The sequence below is a fragment of the Undibacterium sp. JH2W genome (genome assembly GCF_049340425.1).
Taxonomy (GTDB): domain Bacteria; phylum Pseudomonadota; class Gammaproteobacteria; order Burkholderiales; family Burkholderiaceae_D; genus Undibacterium.
Genome location: NZ_JBMPOT010000013.1, coordinates 141,326 through 165,198, shown reverse-complemented (window position 1 = coordinate 165,198; position 23,873 = coordinate 141,326). Strand labels below are relative to the sequence as shown.

Below are 23,873 nucleotides of genomic sequence, written 5' to 3'. Positions count from 1 at the left end.
TTTCTGCAATCGCGCACTTAGCAAAAATAAATCATTTGGGCTGTCGTAAAGCACGCATTACACCCAAGCCCAGCAGGGCAAAGTTCAGCAAGGCGATCAAACCTGCGTAAAGTGCAAAAATCAACCAGGGCAAGTTTTGCACGCTAAAGGGAGAGAACAATGCGGCAAATACCCTGGCATCTGAAAAACTGCCATTGTGCAAAACCTCGTAGCGGAAGATATAGCTGGTGTCGCTAAACGCCGAATAACACAGGACTATGCCCAGGCACTGCAAGACCAGCCTTTGCCAGGTATCCGAAGCGCGCAACAAATACACCGTGGCCAGGATCAATGTCACTGGCAATACCAGGGCCAGCAAATGCAGTACATGCCATTGCCCCAACAGCGGATAATCGCTGCTGCTCATGAACAGTGGTTTGAGCATGTAATAACCACCGCAGGCAAAAAATAGCAACAGAGCCAGGTAAGGCAGGCGCAATTTCTCTGCCCTGGTCGATACCAGCAGCAAGATACTGCCAAACAATGCCGGGCCCAGCAAACCGCCCAGCAAAACCAGACTTTCCATGCCGCCACTGGTGATGGCCGCCCCGCCATATTCATCCATCTGGAACCAGTAAAACCTGCCACCACTGAGCACACTGGCCAGGCCATGCCCCATTTCATGCACAAATACACTTAAATAGCGCAAAGGGGCAGTCAGCCAATAGATAGGATAAGCCAGTGGCGGAAACAGCAAAGGCAAGGCTATCCACAACAAGAAAATCACCACCATCAGCGACAACAACATGCGCCTGTGGCCCAGGCCGCGATTGCTGGCACTTATACTGGTTAAAGTTGCAGCTTGCTGGACAGCCATGCCGGTTCCTGAAGAGTAAAAATTGCTTATAGTATAACCAGATTCCATGCTCATCCATACCAGTGCATCCGGCCCCATCAATGAAGCACAGGCCCAATACCTTACGCAACTGCAGTTTTTTTCTGCTTGCCACAGAAACATGACAATTCTGCAATGCAATAAAATCCCGCTGGACATAGTAAAATTGCGGAATACACCTTACCGGAAACTTGCATGTCTAAGAAAAATGAACTTACCCTGCTGCTGGCCAAAGTTCTTTTAAAATTCAGCTCTGACTCCCTGCAGGCATGGGACCAGTCGTATTGCCGTTATCTGGCAGAAGACCCGGCTGCACCGAGTTTTCAATTCATGTCCAGGCTGGGCAAGATACTCAGTGCGCGCGCCGCACAGGCAGAATACACAGACTTGCTGGGCCCGTTGATGCAATCCCTGTTTGATGAAATGCAGACAGAAACCAGTCACCGGCCCGTGCTGGCAGTGCTGACCGTAGATGCTGCCAAGACCTATAAGCTCAAGCTCGAATACCAGAATCCCCAGGCCCATGACATCAGCCTGCTGGCACTGGGCACACCGGCCTCTTACTTTGCAGCAGACGAGATTGAGATACCCGTACAAGTGCTGGAGCAGCAAAAGGAAATGGCTAATCTGCTGCACAATATCGCATCGAAAAAAAACTGAAGCATATCAAGCTGCATCCCTTTTCTGAAAGGATCACCATGCCGGAAACCGCATCCATTCTCGTATCCGTGTTCAGCGTGCTGGCAGACATGATGCCGGATCTGCCCGCATCCGATGATAGCTTTGACCTCAAGGAAATCCGTCAGCAAGCCATGCAGCATTATCTGCAGGCGCAATGCGAAGCTGCCGATGAGCGCTATAGCTTCCAGGCCAGCACTGCCACCATCGCCAAGATCGAAGAAAGCGGCGGCCAGGGCCATGCGGCCTACAGCCTGACCATTTTCGCCCGCAATACTCATGGCGAATATTTCATGTACACCACCACCTCACCCTTCCGGGAAAAGTTGCTCAAGCACGTCAGCCAGCGCATGGCTCGTGTGGTCTTGGATAAGGCTTATATCGAGCCAGAGGCCTGAGCTGGCTGCGAAATAATCACCGACTGTTTTACCGGAAACGCGGTGCGTTATAACGCACCCTACTTACCCGGCAATTTGTAGGGTGCGCCATGCCAACCACAGGCCGCGTACGATGATGCAATTGCTTCACACGCCTTGATATCATCAATTGAAAGCCAAGCATTCTACTGGTAGGGTGCGTTATAACGCACCATGTCCGGAGATACGAAAGCTGCCAGGAAATGCGGTACTGGCTACATACGAAAGTGGTGCGTGCGGCGCACCCTGCCCTGATGTAGCCAGCACCGTCATGGCACTATCGTGGTAAACAAATACACCGCAAAGATCACGCAATGTATGGTGCCCTGCATGATGGTGGTGCGCCCTGTGCCCAGCGAGATCGAGGTGATCATCAGCGATAGCAGCAACAGGACCATGGACTTGGCATCCAGGCCCAGGGTCAGTGACCAGCCTGTGCTCAACGAGATGACAGCCACCACGGGTATCGTCAAGCCTATGCTGGCGAGGGCAGAGCCCAGTGCCAGGTTGATGCTGGTTTGCAGGCGGTTGGCACGGGCAGCGCGAAATGCCGCCACACCTTCAGGCAGCAAGACCACGATGGCGATGATGATACCTACCAGGGCCTTGGGTGCACCGGCCGCAGCAACTGCATGTTCCAGCGTGGGGGCCAGTGACTTGGCCAGCAGCACCACGGCACCCAGGCACAGCATGAGCAGGCCGGCGCTACTCCAGGCCACGGCATTGCTGGGCGGGGCGGCGTGCACTTCTTCATCGGCGACGGCGGTGGCTGGCAAAAAATAATCGCGGTGACGTACGGTTTGCACCAGCACGAAAGTACCATACAAAACCAGGGAAACGACGGCGATAAAAGCCAGCTGGCTGGGGCTATAAACCGGCCCTTGTGCCGTCGACGTAAAATTGGGTAAGACCAGGGTCAGGATGGCCAGCGCCGCCAGCGTCGCCAGCGATGTGCTGGCACCACGCAGGCTAAAGCTTTGTTCCTTGTGCAAGCTGGCCCCGGCCAGCAGGCAAAGACCGATGATGCCATTCAGGATAATCATGATGGCGGCAAACACCGTATCACGCGCCAGGCCCGATGTAGCCTCGCCCCCGGCCAGCATCAGCGAGACGATGAGCGCCACTTCTATCAGCGTCACGGCCAAAGCCAGCAAGAGCGTACCAAAGGGCTCGCCAATTTTATGAGCCACCACCTCTGCATGGTAGACCGCCGTCAACACACCGGCAAACAAGGCGATGGTCAGCAGGACGGCATACAGCGGAGCGCTGGTCAGCATGCCACCGCCGAGTATGATCCAGCTGGCAAAGGGGACGATAATGGACCAGCGTGGTAAGGTCGTGGAGATAGTCATGCTGCTTCCTCTTGTTTGAATGTGTTTTTACTGGCAATCAGCACTGGGTTTGATGATATCAGCCTCGCCATAATGTGCCTGTACCAGCTCAGCAGGTTTGCCCGGCTGGCTGGAGGGACGTAACACCAGCATGTGACTGAAACTGCTTTCACAAAAATCCTTCATGGCAGGTGCGCCTAGTGCCATGGCCAGGGCAGGCACGGTATTGCCATGGCCCACCACCAGCACCGTGCCCATGCTGGCACGCACGGCTGCAAGCAGTTGCTGTAGATGATCTGCCCCACTCCCTTGTACAACTTGTGCGGTGATGCCCTGTGCCTGCGCCAGCGCTTGTGCGGTTTCATGGGTACGCTTGTAGTGACTAGTGTAAATGCTGCTGACGGCGCTATGCTGCAAGACCCTGGCCAGCGTCTGCGCCCTGCTCTGCCCGGCTTCTGACAAACCAGGGTCATTGCCCTGATCTGTCGCTTTCTCGGCATGGCGCACCAGGATGACCAGATCAGGCTCAGCCTGGGCAGCGAAAGGCAAACCAGCCAGGCACAAGCTTAACAAGGTGATCAGTATTTTTTGCATGAATGCATACCTTAAGCAATTTAAAAATGAAAATAAGAGTGTAAGTAAGCGCCTTCTATATCGACTCAGGTCTAGGGGGATTTTACTAGAACTCCTATGTTATGCTTAAGCATCTCTACACTGCAGGACCGCGATATGACTTTGCCAGGCAATAAAACCATCTTCGGCGTCGCCATACTGGCGGGTGCCTTGTTTATCATAGGTACGCAGCTATATAGCCGCCGTCAACTGCCGCCGCCAGATGTCAGCCAAATCACCCCTGCCCTTGCCACTCATCGTTTGCATGGAGAAATCTGGGTCAGCGAACAAATCAGCCCGCAAAACATAGCGACACTCAAGCAGCAAGGCATACAGAGCATCATCGCCATGCGCCCTGATGGTGAAGTAGAAAACCAGCCTACGGCTGCAGTCATGGAACAGGAAGCGCAAAAGCATGGCTTGAAATTTTCTTATATCCCCATCCCGCATGGCGAGATACCAGAAGCCCGTGTCAAAGATCTACAAGAGATATTGGCAAAAACCGAAGGCCCGGTATTAATGTATTGCCGCAGCGGCAGCCGCGCTGCCCGTACCTGGAGCCTGGCCGAAGCATCACGTGCCGGTGGCCTGGATGTCACAACAATTCTGGCCGCCGTCAAATCGGCAGGACTTAAGGCGGAAGATTTGCAAGCCTTGATAGAACAGCGCATTGCCGCCAGAAATGCGGGAGGAAAATCATGAATGCATCCCTTGATGAATCTCAGTCTATCGGTCAGCAGCAAGCGGAAGTAAAACCAGTCCTGTCTATAGGGCAGATCCTGTTCAAAATCCTGCTCATCATCCTGGGCCTGGGGCTGGGTGTAGTGGCAGGGGTATTTTTCTGTTTATTCACAGGTTTGATAGAATTTTCTTGTTGAGTCTGATGAGCACGGTAGGTTGGATTACAAGTGTAGGTTGATGAAGCGTAGCCTAGCGTGGCCCGGCCCATCCTAAGACGTGCTTAGCCATCCCTATCTATGCCACAATAGTGCAAACGAATCATTCAAATCCTGCTAAATCTATTGTAGCTGCAATATCACCCCAATTGACATCAAGCATGCCTTGCTCCATGAATTTATGCAATGAAGAATACGCCCACGCGCTGGCCTGATCTACGTAGCCATGCTTGACCGGATTGTAGTGCAGATAGCTGATATGCTTTTCCAGGTCCTCATCATTTCGTATCATGTGCTCCCAGAATCGGCGCTGCCAGATACCGCGTTCGCGTTTTTTCTCGCGACTGGTGCTGATGTTTTCCTGCCTGGGTAAAGCTTTGGAAAATGCTACCTTGATAAGTGACCAGCGCAATGAAAAATCCACATCACCTTCTGGCATTTCCCAAATCGCATGCAGGTGCTCAGGCATGACAACCATGGCGATGATTTTGAAGGGATATCTTTGCTGTACCGTGCGAAACGCCGTCCGTAAAATATCTACGTGCTCGGTAAGCAATTGACTTTTCCGATCTTGCAGATTGACTGTAAAAAAGTAAGTGGCACCAGGGACATTGGCGCGGCGGTAGCGCATGGTTTATATAAGTTTGGTTCAAATAGAGAAATGCTCGTATTTTATCTCAAGATGGTCGATGCTCGTAGGTTGGGCTACGGGGTATCAGCCCAACACTCGGCGTATAAATAACGTAAATTTCAATTATTGGCAAAGCATAGTTTTATTCAACTTCGTCTTCACAAACGTACATAATCCAAGGCCCAGTGTTGGGCTGATGATGCGTAGCCCAACCTACGGTACTACGATACTTTATAAACACCCATGCCCTATTCAAGACTCCACTCTTTCGCTTGCACCATAGCCAATCTGGACTATTGCTAGTTTTAAGGTGCGGAATATGACACTCGTCAGAATGTCGCAAATAATCTGCAGCAAAGATTCTGAACCCTGTCTCACATTCAAAATGAAAGTATTATTTTCAGTGTGACGAACTACTTGTACCTCAATTCTTTCGCCATTTGGCAAGTGGATTTCGCGCCATTCTCCTCTATGCCATTTCCAAATCTCTTCAATCGTCAACGTTGTCACATCGGGTGTAATTGATGGAACCACTTCGAACACCTCTATCAATTCCCACTCTTCAGTCAATGGGTTGCCATAATGAATAGCGGCTTGAGAATTTCTGCGTTCAATCATAGTTTGAGTAAAATAGTGAAATAATTCAATTTGCGTCGTCCAAAAAGCGACGCAATAAAATAATGTCGTACAGATTTATTCAACTTCGCATTCCAAAACGTACGTAATCACAGGCCCAGTGTTGGGCTAATACCCCGTAGCCTAGCGAGGCCCGGCCCAACCTACAAGGTTCACAACCTACGGAAGCAATCAACAATCCCTCAATGCGCCTCCTCCCAATTCCCACCCACACCCACTTCTGCCAATAAAGGCACATCCAGTTTCGCCACATTTGCCATCAGCTCTGGCAATTTTTGTTTGACCAGTTCCAGCTCGGCTTGTGGTACTTCGAGTACCAGTTCATCGTGAACCTGCATGATCATTCTGGATTGCAGCTGGTCTGTTTCCAGCCAGCTTTGTACCGCAATCATGGCGAGTTTGATGAGGTCGGCGGCTGTGCCTTGCATGGGGGCGTTGATCGCTGCGCGCTCGGCTCCGGCGCGGCGGGGGCCGTTGGGGGAGTTGATTTCTGCCAGCCACAGGCGGCGGCCAAACACGGTTTCTACATAGCCGTGCGCTTTGGCCTTGGTGCGGGTGTCGGCCATATACTGGGCGACGCCGGGGTAGCGCTGGAAGTATTTGTCGATATAGCTTTGCGCGGCACTGCGTTCTATGCCGAGATTGCCAGCCAAACCAAAGGCGCTCATGCCATAGATGAGGCCGAAGTTGATGACCTTGGCATAGCGGCGTTGTTCGCTGCTGACTTCATCAAGGGCAACGGCAAAAATCTCGGCGGCAGTGGCGCGGTGGATGTCTTCACCATTGGCAAAGGCGGCCAGCAGGCTGGCGTCGCCAGAGATGTGGGCCATGATGCGTAATTCGATTTGCGAATAGTCAGCAGAGATGATGACATTGCCCGGGCCAGCCACAAAGGCTTCGCGTATGCGACGGCCTTCTGCGGTGCGCACGGGGATGTTTTGCAGGTTGGGGTCATTCGATGCCAGGCGACCAGTGACGGCCACGGCCTGCGCATAATTGGTGTGGACGCGGCCAGTGCTGGCGTTGACCATCTTGGGCAATTTGTCAGTGTAAGTCGATTTGAGCTTGGCCAGGCCACGGTATTCAAGCAAGACCTTGGGCAAGGGATAATCCTCGGCCAGTTTTTGCAAGACTTCTTCATCGGTCGATGGAGCGCCGGAGGGGGTTTTCTTGACGACGGGCAGGCCCAGCTTGCCAAAGAAAATCTCGCCCAGTTGTTTGGGTGAATTCAAATTGAAAGGTTGCTCTGCCAGCTCATAAGCCTTTTGTTCCAGCTCCAGCAGGCGTATGCCGATTTCATGCGACTGCGTTTCCAGCAAGTCTTTATTGATATGCACGCCATTGCGTTCTATCTTTTGCAGGACAACCGAGGTGGGCAATTCTATGTTGTGATAAACACGCAGCAAATTCGCATCCGGTTCTATCTCTGGCCACATGGCGAGATGCAGTTGCAGGGTGATGTCGGCATCTTCTGCGGCATAGGCGGTAGCACGTTCCAGGTCGACCTGGTTAAAGCCTATCTGGCTGGCGCCCTTGCCGCAGACTTCTTCAAAGCTGATGGTTTTCTTGCCGAGGTGGCGCATGGCCAGGCTATCCATGTCATGCGATTTATGCGATTCAAAGACATAGGATTCCAGCAGGGTGTCATGGGCAATACCGCGCAATTGCACGCCCTGGTTGGCGAAGATGTGGCTATCGTACTTGAGGTTTTGGCCGACCTTGGGTTTGCTGTCATCTTCCAGCCAGGCCTTCATCTTGCCCAGCACCACAGCCAGCGACAATTGCTCAGGCGCGCCGGGGTAGTTATGACCAACGGGGATGTAGGCCGCATGGCCGACTTCGCAGCACAGCGAAATGCCCACCAGTTGCGCCGTCATCGGTTCCAGCGAAGTGGTTTCAGTATCTACCGAGGTCAGCCTGGCAGCATTGATGCGCTCCAGCCAGGCATCGAGTGCGGCTTCTGTCAATACGGTTTCATAATTATACTGGACAGGCGCAGCCGGGCTGTCGCCCGCATTTGCATCAGCAGCATCGTCATTGAACAGGCCTGCCTGTGCCGGATTACCGCCACTGGTGGCGACCTTGGCGGCTGGCAATGGTGTCGCGCCTGCGGTGGCGTCACCGGTGATTTCGCGCAGCCAGGTCTTGAAACCGTAACGGGTGAAGAAGGCCAGCATGTCTTCGCGGCTTTCTTCTTTGGCGATGAGGCTGTCTCGGATGGAATCGTAATGCCCAACCAGGTCGCAATCAGTCTTGACGGTAATGAGCACGCGGCCTTGTGGCAGCCATTCCAGCGCGCTGCGCAGATTGTCGCCCACCACGCCCTTGATCTTGTCGGCATTGGCGATGACGCCATCAAGGCTGTCATATTCTGTCAGCCATTTGACGGCAGTCTTGGGGCCGCATTTGGCAACACCGGGGACGTTATCAACGGTATCGCCTATCAAGGTCAGGTAATCGATGATGCGGTTCGGTGGCACGCCAAACTTGGCCAGCACGCCTGGTTCATCGAGCTTTTCATTGCTCATGGTATTGATCAGGGTGACATTGGCATTGACCAGTTGCGCCAGGTCTTTGTCGCCAGTAGAGACGATGGTATTGAAGCCCAGCTTGGTGGCTTCTACTGCCAGCGTGCCGATGACGTCATCGGCCTCTACCCCCTCCACCATGAGTATGGGCCAGCCCATGGCCTTGACGGCGGCATGGATGGGTTCTATCTGCAGGCGCAAGTCGTCCGGCATGGGCGCGCGCTGGGCCTTGTACTCGGCATACAGGTCGTCGCGGAAAGTCTTGCCTTTTGCATCAAAAACGCAGGCCATGTATGCTGCCGGGTAATCAGCACGCAAACGGCGTAACATATTGATCATGCCGTAGATGGCACCCGTAGGCTCACCTTGCGGATTACGCAAATCAGGCATGGCATGGAAGGCGCGGTACAGATAGCTGGAGCCATCGACTAACAAGAGGGTATTTTGCATATGAACGGAAACAGAAAAGAGGTAACGAGGTTGCGCCAGATTATCGATCAGGAAAAAGCAACTTCGCTGAAAGCGCGTGAATCATGGCATATGTTCACGATTATGGCAGAATTTATCGAGTCTACCGAGAGGCTTTCTTCAATACGTCCAGCAGTGACAATTTTTGGGTCAGCCAGGATCAAGCCTGACAACCCGTATTATCTCAGTTGCGTGGATCTGGCGCGGCGTTTGTCAGACGAGGGTTTTGCCGTCATTTCTGGCGGCGGCCCCGGCATCATGGAAGCGGCCAATAAGGGCGCGTTCGAAGGCGCATCCCCTTCGGTTGGCCTGAACATAGAATTGCCACATGAACAACGCACCAATCCCTGGCAAAACATCAGCCTGTCCTTTCGCCACTTTTTTGCGCGCAAGGTGGCCTTTGTCAAATACGCCGATGCTTACGTGGTCTATCCTGGTGGTTTTGGCACCATGGATGAGGTCAGCGAGGTGCTGACTTTGATACAGACTGGTAAAACCCGCAACATCCCGGTGATTTTAGTGGGTACAACGTTCTGGAGCGGCTTGCTGGAATGGATCAAAGTGCAAATGGCGGGCAATGGCATGATAGACCCTGGCGACCTCAATCTGGTGCAATTGATAGACGAACCAGCCAATATCGTCGATGCCATTTTCGCGTTTTATGAGGCCAGGGATATTAATCTGTCTGAGGATGAGCGGCAGAAGATGTTGTATTTGTAGTCGAAGGCGAGGAAAAAATGCATCCTGGCATGGTGCGCTGTAAGGCACCATGTCCGGGATACGAGAAAGCTACGATGTCCTGGGAAAAGCGGTGCGTTGTAACGCACCCTGCTGGATACGGCAAGGTGTGCTAGCCGCCTACTTTTTGCAATTCCTTCTGCAAACGGAACAAGTCACTCATTGCATACAAACCCACCGGTGGCCCCAAGCTGCCACGGTCTGGCGGAGTGGTGATGCCACTGGCAACCAAATGGAATTGATTGGCAGGATCAGGGACATGGCGCATGCCGCAGACGGCCTGCATGGAGATGCGGGTCAAGCCATCATTATAGGTCTCGCCCCAGGCGGCACGCCCCTGCAAGTCTGCCATGTCTGGCCGGCTGTCAAAGCGCCCGTCATATAATTCTATGATGGGATATTCATTATAGCCGCTGATCTCATGCACATAGGCGGCATAGAAATACTGTTCCAGCTGTATGGCAATGACATCCTGGGCGCGCAAGAACGTCAGATTATCCCTGGTGGATGGGCGCTTTTTCAGCGCCACCGGCGGGCTGTTCAATAAGTCCCTGATGGCATCGTTACTCTTGAAAAAAGCATCGCTGAGGGCAACAGCAGCATTCAGATTATCTATGGCTTGCACGGCACACTGGGTAAGTGCAGAATCCGCCATGCCATGCTTGTGCAAAAGTAGTGCCATTGCCAGTGCGGTTTTATCTTTGTAACCCGTGCTGACTTCTTCGGCAGGTCCTTGCAAGATACAATTCCAGCGCGCCAGCAGTTTGGGCAAGACATAGCCGGGCACAGTCAATTGCTGGTCGTGTTTGGCAAAGCTCATGGCAATGGCGGTCAGGCTGGCGACATCGTCTTCGATGACTTGTACCAGTTGCCTGGCGGCCAGTTTATCCAGGGCTTGCTGATGGCTGATAGTGCTCATGACATACATTTCTTATTGGATTTCATGCACAGTAGCAAGCTGTTCCTAGCAAGCCAATGACACTTGCATTTACTCACATCTTTTACTCAACGTGGTAAGAATGCGCCCTGGGTTTTACCATGCTGGGTTTGGGCATCATATTGGGCATTTAAGATTTTCGCTTCCTCTAACACTAGCATACCCTTTTCATTCATGGTGGATTTGAGTGCTTCGCAGCTTGGCATTGCGGCTTGTGCGAGCAGGCCTTGTTCTACTTTTCTGGCAGCGTCCCGTGCGATCTGCACATGACCAAATTCATGCTTTTCAAGTGCTGGCAAATAAGTCTTGAATTGCGCTACAGCCCTATCATCGTCACTGCTGAGTTCTGGCAATGTAATAGCTATTTTCAGCATGACCGTGACGGTTTTGACTTTGCAACTCCTGAGGTCATCGAGCTTGTCATAGGTGTATTTCCAGCGTATATCCCACTGGGTATGTCCATGGTATTTCCTGCCCCCCTCGCCTATGGGGCTGGCCGCATTGATCGCCTGCAGCAAGGAACCTGCCGCCTGGTGCCTGACGGGATACCTGATGTAGCTCACAGCCTCTTGCACTTCTGCCTTTGCCAGTGCACATGCCAAGGCCAAGCCCAGCAATATCATGCTTTTGACTGGCATGCTCAGTCTACAAATATAAGTTTTCATTTTCTCAAACGCTGGCTGACACTGTCCACCATGGCTTCTGAATAGGTCTGCCCGGTTTTTTCTGTCTCTGCCATCAGGCCGCGCCAGACGACTGAGGGTGCCAGCTTGAGTTGCATGAAATTTTGTAAGCCGCAGGCATAGAAATAATCATAGGCTGCCGGTTGATCCCTGACTTTGTCGCAGCGGGCAATAGCGGCAGTCTGGTAGGCACTGACATCTTCTGCCGTCCACAAGGCGGTATTTTGCAAGGCATCCATGGCCATGGCCTCGGCCCCGCCTTCATGTATCCAGGGTGCACTCTCACCTATGCCACCGCGGCTGACATTGTTTTGCCAGATATGTGCCATTTCATGGGTGACCACGCGCTTGACCATGTCGCGCGCTTTGGGGCTATCCTTGAGCAGGCCATTGCCACTCAGGCGATAAGTAATTTGCCCGTTAGTGGCGCCACCTTTCATGGAAAAGCCAGAACTTTCAAACTCAACCACTGCAACCATCAGTATCAATTCTCGCTGTAAGGGGCGTTGATAGGTGTCGGCAAAATAAGTGGATGCCTTGCTGGTTGTTGCCAGCAAGACTTCAGTTATCCAGACTGGCGTGGCCGGGTCCATGATGAGTTTGGCAGCGCCAGCCGCGACCGGTTTTTGCGGGCCAAAATAAGCATAGGACTGCAAGCTTTTTTGCGGGTCTGCATAGCTGGGTGTGGGAATCACCGTTTCACCAGCACGACCGCTGTAACTGACGGTGAGTGCCATGTCGCGACTTTTACTGCCCTGCCCCCCTTGATGCACGGCACCATCGAAGAAGCCCATATACAGTGCCGCACCGCCATCGCTGAAACGATTATTGGGCGCATAGTGTTTGGGCGCAAACTTGTCATAAGCACTGACTTGCACGCTGAACTCAGTAATTGGTTTATCGCTGAGATAGCGCTCAGTCTGCTCACCGTCTTGCCAACGCACACCGGCAGTCAGGGGCTGCCAGGCGGTAGCACGAAAATCATCCGCCTTTTCAAATTCCAGCGATGTCACTGGCTCAGCAAATGTATAGTCTGCGCGCCACTTGTCTGCAGCGATGCGTGTCAAGTGCATGCTCACTGGCAAGTTACCCGTCTCAGCAGCCAGGGCAGGCAAGTTTATCAGCAAAAAACTGCTCAACAATATACTCAGGACAGGTGGGCGCATGGGGTCGTCGCATCAGTGAATTGGACACTCATTCTAAGGCCAAATGCCGTACTTTGCCTATTTACTTGGCCTGACCCTCCCCCATGCTGCTCACCCCTGCCAGACCAGGCCCACGCCACATAAAATCAGTCCACAGCCGCAGATTTTTTGCATGGCACCGGCGGGTAGCCATGCCCGACTTGTCACTTGCCTGCCAGACCAATGGAGCAAGCTGCACAGGCAGGAAAAATACAGCAGATTGATGGCCTCAAAGACACTGCCCAGCAAGATAAAACCTGGCACTGCCTGGTCTTGTGCCGCCGGAAGAAACAAGGGGAAGAAACTGGAAAAAAACAATACCGGTTTGGGATTGCCGACAGTGATCAGCAAGCCACGCAAGAAACCGGCATGTCCAGGCTCTGCCCCCAGTGCGGCCCCGGCAGGGCGGCGCAATAATTGCACGCCGAGATATAGTAAATAAGCCGCACCCAGCAAACGCAAGGCTGGCATTAGCCAGGACAGGCCTTGCATGAGCAGGGCAAAACCTGCCGCAGACAAGCTGATCAATACAATATCACCCAGGACTATGCCAGCCACTGCGGCGGCTGCCCGCCACAAGGAATGTCTGGCCAATTCTGCCACCAGCAAAGTAGCCGGGCCAGGCAAGATGATGACCAGGCTGGCCGCCAGGATAAAGCCAGGAAAATTGATGGTCTCAAGCATGCGGAACTCCCATATCGCTGCCCTGCATATGTGCCTGCAAGCTGAGTATCAGTGGATCCAGCCAGCTATCGAGCGCAGGGAAATCATGACCCAGTGTGCCGGCCAGGCTGGTATCCATCACATAGTCATGGGCATAATCAAAAGGGCTCGATGCTGCTGTGCCATGTGATGCTGGCTGCAGCAAGCCAGGCTGGCCCAGCAGGCGGGCGATGCGCTCATGCAATTGCGGTGCAGACATCTCACCAGAACAGGCCAGGTTCACTGGTCCCAGGAAATCAGCCTGGCCAGCCCACAACATGGCATCGACTACTGCCTCTACATTCAAGAAAGACGAGCGACCTGCCGCTGGCAAATGCTGCAAGGGCAGGCCTTGTTGTACACGGCGCATATAGCTGGCCAGCCTGCCAGTAAAGTCATCCTGTGCGGCTAATACATGGGCAATACGCAGGGTGGCAACGGGCAGCAGCTGGTCTTGCAACAACACGGCTTCTGCCTGCAATTTGCCTGCAGCATAACTGGCGTCAGCCAGGGCAGGGTCATGCCAGGGGTAGCCCCAGTCAAGTCGGACCTGGCGCAAATCAAGATCATCTTCGCGCAACGGGCGCTCGATAGCAGCAATCAGATGACGATAAGTTTCTATGGTCGACGACATCAGGTAACGCCCGACCTTGCCAGCAAATACAGAGCGGGAAATTGCCGCATCCAGCGGGCTATAACACATCTGGTCATACACCAGATCATAACTGGCATGGGTGAACATGGCCTGCATGGCGCTCGCATCGCGCCTGTCTACCCGCAGACGTTGCACGGCATTGCCAAAATCGTCGGCGGCCAGGCCGCGGGTGGCGATGCTGACTTGGTGGCCTTGTTCCAGCAAGCGCCTGACCAGTTGTTTTCCAAAAAACCGTGTACCGCCTATAATCAAGATATTCTTATGCATCATTCATCCTCATTTTTTCCATGGATGAATGATGCAATCAATTGCCATTCGAAACAAACGACTAATTCTGATGCCATGGGCAAGTAAAACTATCTCAAAATGAAAGAACCCTTACGTAACCTGTCATTGCTGGTGGACTTTGAATGTGCTGCCCGCTGGTGCAGCTTCAAGCTGGCAGCACATGAATTGCACAAGACACCGGCGGCGGTCAGCCAGAATATCAAGCAGCTGGAACAATTGCTGGGCTTTGCCTTGTTCGAGCGATATGCCAGACATTTGAGCATCACCGAAAAAGGTAGCGAGCTGGCCAGCACCGTCAGCCATTTGCTGGCTGATTTGCATATCAAGGTAACTGCCCTGCGTGATGACAGTGCCAATGACAGCTTGCGCATCTCCTGCACCCATTCCTTCGCCATGAAATGGCTGGTGCCGCGCCTGCATCGCTATACCCAATTGCATCCGGATATGGATATACGCATAGACTCCAATGATGCCGTGGTTAACCCGTCACAGGGCCAGTGCGATATCGCCATCCGCCATCAACAATATGTCGCAGCAGACAGTGGCAACTTGCTATGGCGCGAGCAATTGCTGCTGGCGTATAGCCCGGCCTTGTTGAATGACAGGGACAGTCGCTTGCGCCAGCCGCCCGGGCTAAAACGCTTATTGCGCTATCCCCTGCTCTATGAAGCCACCCCGGAAAACTGGATACGCCTGCTGCAAAGCCATGGGCTGCTGGAACAGCCCCATGATTTTGCGCAAAATTATAGTCATGCGGGCTTGCTGGTGCAGGCGGCTGTTGCTGCTCAGGGTGTGGCCTTGCTCCCAGCGTCCATCGCTTATGAAGACTTGCAACAGGGTCGCCTGCTGAGGCTGGCTGACACGCAGCTCAGTTCACGCTATTGCTATCGCATCGTCACCGCACCAAGCCGCTCAGTCAAGGTCAGCCACTTCATAGACTGGCTGCATGCAGAGATGGGGCATATGCAACAGTATTTCGAAGAAGCTCAGGGCAAGCTATGAACCCGCCCTGACCTGACTTTATTGCCTTAAACTGCCTTGGTTTTTTCCCAGAAAGCTGGTTTGAACTGGCCTTTTTTCCAGGCCAGATACAGGAAGACCACGCCCATCAGGCTGGCCAGGGAAACCGTCAGCACCGATGCCTCAGCGCCAAAGGCACCACCGGTCAGCCAGTCCGGGCCTGTCATATGGGTTTGCAACCAGCCCTTGCTGTCCGTACCGGAGACTGCCACGGAAAATACTGCGCCCTGGGTAAAATTCCAGGAAAAATGCATGGCAAAGCAAAATGCCAGGCGGCGTGTCAGCATAAACACGGCACCAAAGGCGATACCTGCTTCCACGGCAATTGCGATAGAACTGAACAGCGTGGCGCCAGGGTTGGATGCATGGGCAAAGCCAAAGGCCAGTGCAGAGATCAATAGGGCGACTACACTACCCAGTGATTCTTCCATCATGCGGAAAATCATGCCACGGAAAAATAATTCCTCCATCACCGCAACCACCACAAAGATGGGCAAATACTTGAGCATGACTTTGGGCTCATTGTAACCATCGACATGGAACATGCCCAACAAAGACAAGCTACCCAGCACCAGCACAAACAACATAACCCCCATGACCAGGCCCAGCAACCACTCCTTCCAGGCAGAAAACGTCGCCAGCTCGGTGACGCGGCGCTTTTCTATCAGACGCACATAGAATGTATAGCTCAGCAAACCCAGTGTCATGGCAGCCATATTGCGAAAAACTACCCAATCCGGCCCTGGCAAAAATTGTGACATCAGCTTGCGCGATACAAATTGCACACTACCGACGATCAATACCGCCAACAAGAATTTCACCAGGGTGTATTGCAAAAGTTTTTGATGCCAGACAGTTTTATTGATACCGGCATTGATTTCTGTACTTATCATAAGTCCCCTTATTTGTTCATTTTGTTGAATATAGAGTTAGTCGTTCAAACCCTGCTAGCATGGATTTGATTGACTGGATCGTACTATAAGCAAACGATTTTGCAGACGCATCTCCTATCTGACTAAATGTCAAAATCAAGGATTGAACGGGGGATTGTGCCGATAAGTAGTAAACGCAAGAGATCTGGTATTGGTGCTGGCGGACCGTAACAAGCGCTTAGAGTAGCTTGTAAGGCACCGCATCCACATCAAAACAAGCTAAGAAGTCGACATATAAAGCGGTGCGTTACAACGCACCCTACTAGCTAATAAACCAGTAGGGTATGCCAAGCGCACCCTACTGGCCTATGCAATCACAAGGTCGATTCGGGCGCACCGTCAAGCTGGTCTTGTTCAGGAAAACCCGTCACCAGAAACCGCTCAGGATAGCCATCCACCACCTGCAAGAGTGCGCCAGCGATGCTGTGCAAGTCTTGCCAGCTGAGTATCTTGCTGGTGTACTCGCCCTCCTGGCCACTGGGGGTGACCATGGCGACCAGGTCGGTCCTGGGTAGCAGCGAGACCACACCCTGGGTCCAGGTGGAGAGCGAAGTCAGTTTATCGGTATCATTATTTTTGAGTACGGTATAGCTGGGAACAAAAATGTCTTCGCCATTTTTTTCATGCAGCGCTTCCAGCAATTCTTTTTGCGAGCCATAGTCTTCTGCTCTTTGTGCGGTTTGCAGATTTCTCAGGCTCTCGAGCACACCGGCATTGGCCGGGGTATGGCTGACGAGCTTGCCATCCCTGAGCTTATACATGCCAGCCGAGACTACGCGGCCCTCCTGTTCCATGCAGTTTTGCGCATGTTCCAGCATTCTCAATTGTGCGCTATTGCTGTTGGCGGTACAGAGCAAAAGACGGCCACGGGTAGGGACCATCATCACCGGGTCGCTGCCGCAACCGGCGCGATAAATCAGGTCAGACAACAAGATGCGGGAAGAATCATAAGCATCTTCCCAGACACCGGCAAAAACACCCTCGCCGAGGTCGATAAAATGATCGTTGGTGCGGTCACGCAAATTGTCCAGCGCCACTTTAAGACCATCTTCTATGCTGATGTTCCAGCTTTCATAATTGCTCTGGTTGACCAGGGCCATGGAATGTTCTGTGTCATAGGCCAGCATCAGCATGGCATCGTCTCCAAAGGGGAGTGCGGCTTGCTGGTAGGCGATGCCCTTGTCTTGTATCAGGGCAGTCAGACGCAGGTATTCGCCCTGGCCGCGTGGCTTGAGGCTGGGCATGAGATGCTCTTTGGCACTGGCAAAATCATCAGGTATGCCGCTAAGCTGCAGGCCAGCTGTATATTTCAGCAAGACTTCATCGCGCTGGTTTTTGTTGGCAGCACAATAGTCGCGATAGGCATTGTGCAGATTCAGGACGTGTGAGCCATTCTCACCGACCACCAGACGAAATTCGGCTTCATCAAAATGCATGGTCTGGGCGATACCCTGATTGCGGGCATATTTGATAACGATCTGGGCAAACTTGTGTGTCGATGGCCTGGATTTGAATAAATCGAAGAATCCCATGAATCTCCCGCGCAGCTGACTGTCTTGTCTATGAGGGCTTGACCTGTATCGCTCTATTTCGCTATTTCCACATCGCAGGCACAAGCTGTTTTACATATGATAACGTCAGCAGCGCGCTTTGTGTTCACCTTGTGATGCTGGCCGAAAGAGTTTACCCGCCGTCCCCATGGTGGCAGCCTCGCCTGGCAGTCATCTGGCGTGTGATTTGTGCAGATAATTCAGCCCTGGCTTGCTGATAAATCTTCATCTGTGCAGTTTGCAGCTTGGGCAAGGCGGATGCCTGAGTATTGTCCTGGGGCAGGTACATCTCCAGCAATGCTTTGAATGGCAAGGCAGGGCTCTCCTGGATCTGCTGCTTATCGACGACGGATGCCGCCGTTAGCCCGGGTGAGGCAGGGGTTTGCAGAGAAGTGGAGAGATGATTGCGCATGCTCTTATTTTCTAAAAAACAAAAAAACAGGAGTGCAGATATCCCGATCTGCCCCCCTGCCAACAGCGATGTATGCGGTCCACATTACCGCGTCGCTGCACTGATATCCAACACTGACTCAAAACTCTTCCCATTTATCCGCCAGGGCATGCGCAGAACCCGATGAAGAGACTATCTTGATATTTGCCCTGTCCGCGCGTTGCCTGACGACCGAACGCTGGCTGACTATGCTTACAGATACAGGCGCGCCATGAGGGTTGATTTTGAATTGCTGAACCAGAGTCGCCAGATTGGCGGCCTGCTCTTGCATGGCTCCTGCTGCTGCTGCGGCTTGTTCGACCAGGGCAGCGTTTTGCTGGGTGACTTCATCCATTTGTGTCACGGCCGTATTGATTTGTTCTATGCCTGAGGTTTGCTCGCTACTGGCTGCCGTGATTTCTGCCATGATGTCAGTAACGTTTCTGATGCTGGCCACCACGCTGTCCATGGTGGTGCCTGCCTGGTTGACCAGGTGGCTGCCCTGGCCAACTTTTTTGACTGAATCATTGATCAACAATTTAATTTCCTTGGCAGCAGAAGCTGAACGCTGTGCCAGATTGCGCACTTCAGAAGCCACGACGGCAAAACCACGTCCCTGCTCGCCGGCACGGGCCGCCTCCACCGCCGCATTCAGGGCCAGGATATTGGTCTGGAAGGCAATACCATCAATGACGCTGATAATGTCGACGATTTTTTTGGATGAGGCATTGATGTCACCCATGGTAGTGACTACCTGCGCCACCACGGCACCACCCTGTACCGCCACATCGGTCGCCGAGATCGCCAGCTGATTGGCCTGGCGTGCATTTTCGGCATTTTGCTTGACGGTAGAAGTCAGTTCTTCCATCGACGAGGCAGTTTCTTCCAGCGAGCTGGCTTGCGATTCTGTGCGTGAAGACAGGTTCAGGTTACCAGAGGCAATTTCAGCCGATGCCGTGGATATGGTGTCGGTGCCTATACGTACCTGCCCCACCAGATGGACCAGGTTGGCATTCATTGTCTTGAGCGCCTGAAGTAATTGGCCAGCTTCGTTTTCGGCGCTGACTTCAATCTCGCTGGTCAAATCTCCTTCTGCCACTTTTTGGGCTACTGCTATGGCACGCCTGATTGGCAAGCTAATGGCGCGCGAACTGTTCCAGGCTATGCCCATGCCCAGGACGATGGCGATGAAGGTGGCACAGATCATGGCGGTCATGGATGTCTGGTAGGCATCCTGGGCGCTGACTTCATCCTTGCTGTTCTTGGATTCTTGCAAGTCGATAAATTCTTGTATGGCATCCTGCCACAAGCCATTGACGGGTATTACTTCTTTCATTAAAAAAGTGACAGCTTCTTCTTTATTGTCTTTTGCCATCACTGCAAATTTGTCATTGAGCGCCCTGGCAGCTTGCTGGTCTTGCTTGATTTTTGCGATGAAGGTCAGACCAGTGTCGTCCAGCGGCATTTTTTCAAGTGCAGTAAATGCCTTGTTATAGTTGGCTCTTGCTATATCGATTTTCTTATGTTGTTCATTCGCCTGGACTTCGTCATTGAGCAAGGCAATCGTCCTGGTCACGCGTGAGACGATATGCACGGATTTGGACATTTCTTCCAGATGATGAATCTTTAGTACATTGACACCCACTACATGGTGCAAGACTGCATTTGATTTACTCATGCCATTGATGCCAAACATGGCAACGATCACCATGATCAGCAATAGCACTCCAAAACCCAGGCCAATTTGTTGCGATATTCTCAGGTTTTCGACTTTCATTACTGCTCCTGATGCGTTTATATTTTATTGATAATGGAGAGATGGCTAGGGTACCCGCCAGCAGATTGCTGGTCGCCATGAGCAGAGTCTGATACAACCGCGTCCGACACATACGTAAGCCCCAGGGCTTTTTCAATTTCAACAAACAAGTCCTGGTCATTGAAGGGTTTGTGCAATACCGCCTGTGCATGTGACAAACCTGTCCTCACCACGATGTCTGATACTTTACTGGCCGTCATGACGATGACAGGTATTTGTGGAGCGATCAGCGCCAGCCTGGCCAACACGGCATAACCTGACATATCCGGCATCTGCAAATCCAGCAAGATGCAAGCCGGTTGCCGTAAATGCAGACTGTCAAGCAGCAGGATGCCGGAAGTAAAGCTATAGGCTTCCAGCCCGACTGCATTCAATAAGCGCAACATGGCACGACGTATACCCGCTTCGTCATCAACCACCGCTATCCATGTAGATGTATTTCCCATAGGCATCACTGTATAGAGATGCAGGGGGCAGGACTATTGGACCTTGGTCCAATATGGGGCATGCAATTGTTAAACTGAGTTAAGCAATTGTAAAAAGAAAATGGCTGTAAGCATCACATTGCCTGTGCAGGATATCAAGACAACAGCAAGAAGAGTCAAAGCCGGTTTCAAGCCTTGAGCTTTTCCAGCAAATGGATAAGGCTCGCCAGAGAGCTGACCTCCATCTTGCTCATGACCCTGGCGCGATGCACCTTGATGGTTTTTTCTACTGTGCCGAGTTCAGCTGCGACTTGCTTGTTGAGCTTGCCTTCGACGATGAGGTGCAGCACTTCGAGTTCGCGCGGCGTCAGGCTGTTGAGACGGTTTTGTATGGCCAGTTTTTCTGCCCTGCTCTGGCGCGCCTGCTGGTTGCGTGCAAAGGCAGCCTGTATGGCTGGCAGCAGCCTATCGGCATCCACGGGTTTGGTCAGAAAATCTTGCGCCCCCAGTTTCATGGCCAGCACACCCGTGTCTATATTGCCATGCCCCGTCAAAAAAATGATGGGTAAATCACTTTCCAGTTCACGCAGACGCTGTTGCAAGGCCATGCCATCCATGCCAGGCATGGCCAGGTCGAGCACCAGACAACCGGGCTGGCTGGCATGGTCACTCTCCAGAAAAGCTTGTGCCGACTCATGGCACCGGGCTTGCAAACCGGCAGAATCGAGCAAACGTGTCATGGCTTTTAGCACGGCAGGCTGATCATCCACCAAAAAAACTTGTGGCTCAATTGTCATGGCAAGACTCCGTTGCTGACAGGCAGGGTAAAGTGGAAACTGGTCCCTGGCTTTCCTTCCGTAACCAGCCGATTTTCGCACCACAGTTGGCCACCAGTCGCTTCGACTATATTTTTGCAAATTGACAGACCCAGGCCCATGCCATTTTTCTTGGTGGTATAGAAAGGCTCAAATATCCTGGTATGCAAGGCATCCGGTATGCCAGGGCCGTAGTCATGCACGCTGACCTGTAGCTGATGAGTGATGTTGAGGATGGTATGGATTTCTATGATACGCAACCTGGCATCGAGACTGGCAACCACATCGCAGGCATTCATGATGAGGTTAATCAGGACTTGCTGTAATTGCACAGGATCAGCACTGACGGTGGGTAAATCATTCTGCAATGGACACAGCACCGTCACCCCCTGATTCACCATATCATTGCGCAATATATGCAGGACTTCCTGCACAAGCTGATTAATGTCCACGCCATGCTGCACGCTGGCCTGCTTGTCGAACAGGCGACGCAAGCGACGAATGATTTCACCGGCGCGCTTGCCTTCATCAACGATGTCTTGCAGTATCTCGTCGAGCACCTGCCGGTCCAGTTCAGGACGCGTCAGAAAACGCTGGGCGGCCTGGGCATTGCTAAGTATCGCGGTCAGCGGCTGGTTCAATTCATGGGCCAGTGCACCTGATAATTCGCCCATGGTCGCAACCCGGCCCAGATGCATGACTTCCATGCGTTTTTGTCCTAGTTCCAACTCGGCTTCCTTGCGTGCCGAAATATCCACCGCCACGCCACGGTGTAGCAATGCCTGATGAAGTTCATCAAATTCCACCTGCCAGACCGCCGCCATCCAGCAGGCTTTGTTTGAAAACCCATCCGGCAACAACACCCTGAACTCTGCATGATAGCGACCTTGCGCACGTGCGTCGTCTGCCCTCATCATGTCGCTCACCGCCTGTCTGTCAGCCGGGTGTATGTGCTGCAAGACAGCCGTCATATTCAGGGCGACATCCTCGCTAAATCCAAACAGCTTGCGCCACTGTAGTGACGCCCATAATTCACCTGACCTGGCATCGCCTATCCAAGTGCCGATATGGGTCACATCGCTGACCATGGTCAGGCTCAACTGTATGTCGCGTAAATCATTCTCCCTGATTTGCAGACGCTCGGACAATTGCAATTCACGCTGGCGCCGCTCTCTTTCGGTCTCAGTAATATCGCGTACGATGACGATCACCGTATCATGCGTGCAAAAAGCGACCCTGGCTTCAAACTGCATTTCCCCTCTTTCCATGTCATGCATGCTGTAGCGAAATTCTTGCAGCTTGCCACTGTCCAGTGTCAGCGCTACCGCCTGCATATACTGGCTGGCCACGGCTGGTGGCAGCATGTCGGCTACCTTGCTGTGCAAAAACTGCTCTTTGCTCTCTTGCAGCATGAGCTGGCTGCTGGCATGCACATCCAGGAAATCTCCATGACGGCTGATGGTAAAGATCAGGTCAGGAATGGCACGCAGCATCGCACGATTTTTTGCCTCACTCTTGATGAGCGCCACTTGCGCCCGCTTCAGCAAGGTCACATCGGTTGCCAGGGCAAAGAAACCCTGGGTTACCCCATCGACCTTATGGGCAATATATTGGGCCCAGACGTAGCCAATATCACCATTGGCTTTGACCAGGCTACGCTCGAACTGCTGGTTCACGCCTTTTAAGACGCCTTGGATATAGGCGATATTTTTGGAAAACAGCTCTTCTCCCAGCAATGCTTGCAAACTGATATTTTGCATTTGTTCAGGGCTGCGCCCAAACCAGGTCAGGTATTGGTGATTGGCATAGGTGCAGCGCAGATCGGTGTTCCAGTAAGCCACCATGTCCGGCACATTCTCTGCCACGACACTGGCAAAATACTGGCTCTCGGGCTGGTTCATGGACCTGCCAGGGCGCTGCGTGACATCGGTCATGATGACCATCAGCGAGGGCGCTTGCCCATCCATCGCTGTCTGGCTCAGCTCCAGTTGCAAGAGAATAAGCTCACGGTCAGCCTTCATGCAGCGGACTTCACAACTGGACGACTGCCCCGTGCTCAAGACCTTGGTCAACTGTTCTTGCAGCACCGCCTGCTCTTGCCATACCAGGCCAGCCATGGACTGCCCAGGCATGACATCTGCCTGCTGCCCCAGCATGGCCGCCGCTGCCGGGTTGGCTTGCAGGATAGCGCCAGCGGCATCGAGTATCAGACAAGCCTGGGCAGCCCGCCAGAAAAAATCCTGGTAGATGCCAGACATGGCCGGACAAGACTGCTGCTGTTGTTGCGGCTGTTGTTGCGGCATTTTCAGGGCAGCATGTTTAGCCTGAGCCGCCTGCGTCTGGCGGCCAGGCAAGTCTCGCCCGGGCAGCACCGCTGCAGCTGCCTTACTTGAACCTGACTGACTGGCGGCTTTTGAATCGATTGCCATAAAAACTCAAGAGTGTGAAGTTCCCGGTGAAGGTATTGTCTTCTTAACGGCCCATGAATCTGGATGAGCAGCTCTAGTCCACCAACTCATTACTCATTGTATCTCTGCTACGAGGCGCCGCTGCATAATTCATTACATTTGTTGCAATTATCTTGCATGCTTTCGTCGTGAGCCTGTTCAAAATTAAGTAAATAACAAG

The 23,873-nt window shown here is 52.8% G+C and carries 24 protein-coding genes; 6 read left to right on the top strand and 18 right to left on the bottom strand.

What is annotated here, in order from left to right:
• Nucleotides 1-31 precede the first annotated feature (31 nt).
• Nucleotides 32-997, bottom strand: coding sequence for a M50 family metallopeptidase (locus ACO0LC_RS20325; RefSeq protein ID WP_423006457.1), 966 nt, complete (start codon nucleotides 995-997; stop codon nucleotides 32-34).
• A gap of 72 nt (nucleotides 998-1,069) precedes the next feature.
• On the opposite strand from ACO0LC_RS20325, the gene ACO0LC_RS20320 reads away from it, so the two are divergent.
• Together ACO0LC_RS20320 and ACO0LC_RS20315 are read left to right on the top strand one after the other, a co-directional pair.
• Nucleotides 1,070-1,534 (top strand): hypothetical protein, encoded by a 465-nt coding sequence (locus ACO0LC_RS20320; protein ID WP_423006455.1) that lies wholly within the window; start codon nucleotides 1,070-1,072, stop codon nucleotides 1,532-1,534.
• A gap of 38 nt (nucleotides 1,535-1,572) precedes the next feature.
• Entirely contained in the window at nucleotides 1,573-1,950 is a 378-nt protein-coding gene (locus ACO0LC_RS20315; RefSeq protein WP_423006453.1) for a hypothetical protein, read from the top strand.
• A gap of 287 nt (nucleotides 1,951-2,237) precedes the next feature.
• Here ACO0LC_RS20315 and ACO0LC_RS20310 read toward each other — a convergent pair whose 3' ends face one another.
• Nucleotides 2,238-3,320 (bottom strand): calcium:proton antiporter, encoded by a 1,083-nt coding sequence (locus tag ACO0LC_RS20310; protein WP_423006451.1) that lies wholly within the window; start codon nucleotides 3,318-3,320, stop codon nucleotides 2,238-2,240.
• Between the two features lie 27 nt (nucleotides 3,321-3,347).
• Nucleotides 3,348-3,893: a histidine phosphatase family protein gene (locus ACO0LC_RS20305; protein ID WP_423006449.1), complete on the bottom strand. Its 546-nt coding sequence runs from the start codon at nucleotides 3,891-3,893 to the stop codon at nucleotides 3,348-3,350.
• Nucleotides 3,894-4,028: 135 nt separating this feature from the next.
• On the opposite strand from ACO0LC_RS20305, the gene ACO0LC_RS20300 reads away from it, so the two are divergent.
• Both ACO0LC_RS20300 and ACO0LC_RS20295 read left to right on the top strand, forming a co-directional pair.
• Nucleotides 4,029-4,613 carry a TIGR01244 family sulfur transferase gene (locus ACO0LC_RS20300; protein WP_423006447.1) on the top strand — a complete coding sequence of 195 codons (585 nt, stop codon included), beginning with the start codon at nucleotides 4,029-4,031 and terminating at the stop codon, nucleotides 4,611-4,613.
• Nucleotides 4,610-4,789, top strand: coding sequence for a hypothetical protein (locus tag ACO0LC_RS20295; RefSeq protein WP_423006445.1), 180 nt, complete (start codon nucleotides 4,610-4,612; stop codon nucleotides 4,787-4,789). Before ACO0LC_RS20300 ends, ACO0LC_RS20295 begins: the two co-directional genes overlap by 4 nt.
• Before the next feature lie 121 nt (nucleotides 4,790-4,910).
• On the opposite strand, the gene ACO0LC_RS20290 is transcribed toward ACO0LC_RS20295, so the two are convergent.
• The 3 genes from ACO0LC_RS20290 to polA all read right to left on the bottom strand — a co-directional run bounded on the left by ACO0LC_RS20290 (nucleotide 4,911) and on the right by polA (nucleotide 9,052).
• A complete protein-coding gene (locus ACO0LC_RS20290) occupies nucleotides 4,911-5,438 on the bottom strand; it encodes an REP-associated tyrosine transposase (protein ID WP_423006443.1) in 528 nt (175 codons plus the stop codon).
• Nucleotides 5,439-5,690: 252 nt separating this feature from the next.
• A complete protein-coding gene (locus ACO0LC_RS20285) occupies nucleotides 5,691-6,056 on the bottom strand; it encodes a hypothetical protein (RefSeq protein WP_423006441.1) in 366 nt (121 codons plus the stop codon).
• A 200-nt stretch (nucleotides 6,057-6,256) separates the two neighbouring features.
• Nucleotides 6,257-9,052, bottom strand: a complete 2,796-nt coding sequence (gene polA / locus ACO0LC_RS20280; protein ID WP_423006439.1) for a DNA polymerase I — start codon at nucleotides 9,050-9,052, stop codon at nucleotides 6,257-6,259.
• Here polA and ACO0LC_RS20275 point away from each other — a divergent pair, their 5' ends adjacent.
• Nucleotides 9,053-9,790, top strand: coding sequence for a TIGR00730 family Rossman fold protein (locus ACO0LC_RS20275; RefSeq protein ID WP_423006437.1), 738 nt, complete (start codon nucleotides 9,053-9,055; stop codon nucleotides 9,788-9,790).
• Nucleotides 9,791-9,920: 130 nt separating this feature from the next.
• On the opposite strand, the gene ACO0LC_RS20270 is transcribed toward ACO0LC_RS20275, so the two are convergent.
• The 5 genes from ACO0LC_RS20270 to ACO0LC_RS20250 all read right to left on the bottom strand — a co-directional run bounded on the left by ACO0LC_RS20270 (nucleotide 9,921) and on the right by ACO0LC_RS20250 (nucleotide 14,236).
• The gene (locus ACO0LC_RS20270) at nucleotides 9,921-10,727 is read right to left on the bottom strand and encodes a hypothetical protein (protein ID WP_423006435.1); all 807 of its coding nucleotides are present in this window, start codon (nucleotides 10,725-10,727) and stop codon (nucleotides 9,921-9,923) included.
• An 86-nt stretch (nucleotides 10,728-10,813) separates the two neighbouring features.
• Entirely contained in the window at nucleotides 10,814-11,383 is a 570-nt protein-coding gene (locus ACO0LC_RS20265) for a DUF922 domain-containing Zn-dependent protease (RefSeq protein WP_423006433.1), read from the bottom strand.
• A 23-nt stretch (nucleotides 11,384-11,406) separates the two neighbouring features.
• The gene (locus ACO0LC_RS20260; RefSeq protein WP_423006431.1) at nucleotides 11,407-12,594 is read right to left on the bottom strand and encodes a basic secretory protein-like protein; all 1,188 of its coding nucleotides are present in this window, start codon (nucleotides 12,592-12,594) and stop codon (nucleotides 11,407-11,409) included.
• Nucleotides 12,595-12,684: 90 nt separating this feature from the next.
• Nucleotides 12,685-13,296 carry a LysE family translocator gene (locus ACO0LC_RS20255; RefSeq protein WP_423006429.1) on the bottom strand — a complete coding sequence of 204 codons (612 nt, stop codon included), beginning with the start codon at nucleotides 13,294-13,296 and terminating at the stop codon, nucleotides 12,685-12,687.
• Nucleotides 13,289-14,236 carry an NAD-dependent epimerase/dehydratase family protein gene (locus tag ACO0LC_RS20250; protein ID WP_423006427.1) on the bottom strand — a complete coding sequence of 316 codons (948 nt, stop codon included), beginning with the start codon at nucleotides 14,234-14,236 and terminating at the stop codon, nucleotides 13,289-13,291. Before ACO0LC_RS20250 ends, ACO0LC_RS20255 begins: the two co-directional genes overlap by 8 nt.
• Before the next feature lie 99 nt (nucleotides 14,237-14,335).
• On the opposite strand from ACO0LC_RS20250, the gene ACO0LC_RS20245 reads away from it, so the two are divergent.
• Nucleotides 14,336-15,259 (top strand): LysR substrate-binding domain-containing protein, encoded by a 924-nt coding sequence (locus ACO0LC_RS20245; RefSeq protein ID WP_423006425.1) that lies wholly within the window; start codon nucleotides 14,336-14,338, stop codon nucleotides 15,257-15,259.
• A 26-nt stretch (nucleotides 15,260-15,285) separates the two neighbouring features.
• On the opposite strand, the gene ACO0LC_RS20240 is transcribed toward ACO0LC_RS20245, so the two are convergent.
• The 7 genes from ACO0LC_RS20240 to ACO0LC_RS20210 all read right to left on the bottom strand — a co-directional run bounded on the left by ACO0LC_RS20240 (nucleotide 15,286) and on the right by ACO0LC_RS20210 (nucleotide 23,674).
• Nucleotides 15,286-16,170 carry a lysostaphin resistance A-like protein gene (locus ACO0LC_RS20240; protein WP_423006423.1) on the bottom strand — a complete coding sequence of 295 codons (885 nt, stop codon included), beginning with the start codon at nucleotides 16,168-16,170 and terminating at the stop codon, nucleotides 15,286-15,288.
• A gap of 353 nt (nucleotides 16,171-16,523) precedes the next feature.
• Nucleotides 16,524-17,741: a hypothetical protein gene (locus ACO0LC_RS20235; RefSeq protein WP_423006421.1), complete on the bottom strand. Its 1,218-nt coding sequence runs from the start codon at nucleotides 17,739-17,741 to the stop codon at nucleotides 16,524-16,526.
• 151 nt (nucleotides 17,742-17,892) lie between these two features.
• Complete coding sequence (locus ACO0LC_RS20230) at nucleotides 17,893-18,171, bottom strand: hypothetical protein (protein WP_423006419.1); 279 nt, start codon at nucleotides 18,169-18,171, stop codon at nucleotides 17,893-17,895.
• Nucleotides 18,172-18,289: 118 nt separating this feature from the next.
• Complete coding sequence (locus ACO0LC_RS20225; protein ID WP_423006417.1) at nucleotides 18,290-19,966, bottom strand: methyl-accepting chemotaxis protein; 1,677 nt, start codon at nucleotides 19,964-19,966, stop codon at nucleotides 18,290-18,292.
• Between the two features lie 17 nt (nucleotides 19,967-19,983).
• Nucleotides 19,984-20,451 (bottom strand): response regulator transcription factor, encoded by a 468-nt coding sequence (locus ACO0LC_RS20220; RefSeq protein WP_423006415.1) that lies wholly within the window; start codon nucleotides 20,449-20,451, stop codon nucleotides 19,984-19,986.
• 167 nt (nucleotides 20,452-20,618) lie between these two features.
• Nucleotides 20,619-21,227 carry a response regulator transcription factor gene (locus tag ACO0LC_RS20215; protein WP_423006413.1) on the bottom strand — a complete coding sequence of 203 codons (609 nt, stop codon included), beginning with the start codon at nucleotides 21,225-21,227 and terminating at the stop codon, nucleotides 20,619-20,621.
• Nucleotides 21,224-23,674, bottom strand: a complete 2,451-nt coding sequence (locus tag ACO0LC_RS20210) for a PAS domain-containing protein (RefSeq protein ID WP_423006411.1) — start codon at nucleotides 23,672-23,674, stop codon at nucleotides 21,224-21,226. Before ACO0LC_RS20210 ends, ACO0LC_RS20215 begins: the two co-directional genes overlap by 4 nt.
• Between the last annotated feature and the right edge of the window lie 199 nt (nucleotides 23,675-23,873).